At 74.2% G+C, this 310-nt stretch carries 1 protein-coding gene; it reads right to left on the bottom strand.

The window, feature by feature from the left end; all coding sequences use genetic code 11:
• A partial coding sequence (locus CVH10_RS25910; protein ID WP_181244518.1) for a hypothetical protein occupies positions 1-310 on the bottom strand: 310 nt, incomplete at both ends.

Genomic DNA, 310 nt, shown 5'->3' with positions numbered 1-310 from the left:
CCGGGTTCCAGGACCCCGCGTCGCGTCCGTGCTCGGACCGCTTGTGATCGTAGGCGGCGTGGAGGCGGTCGATCTCGGCGGTGAGGTCGGAGACGGCGCGGCGCTGGTAGAAGATCTCGCGCTCCGTGCGCAGGTGGCCCTGCTTCGTCTGCTCGACCCGGTCGAGCTCGGCCTCCAGCAGGAAGCCGGGGTTGCCCGAGGCCATCGGGTCCTGCGCGAAGGCCCGGCGCACCTCCGCGAGGGCGCTGCGCCGGGCCGAGGCCACGTGGCGCTGGTACCAGGCCAGCATGGCGGGCGTGAGCAGGGCCGG

Source organism: Halomonas sp. ND22Bw, from assembly GCF_003011945.1.
GTDB lineage: Bacteria > Pseudomonadota > Gammaproteobacteria > Pseudomonadales > Halomonadaceae > Halomonas > Halomonas halophila.
Note: the sequence above shows the minus strand (reverse complement) of the source record. Positions and strands in the feature narration are given on the sequence as shown.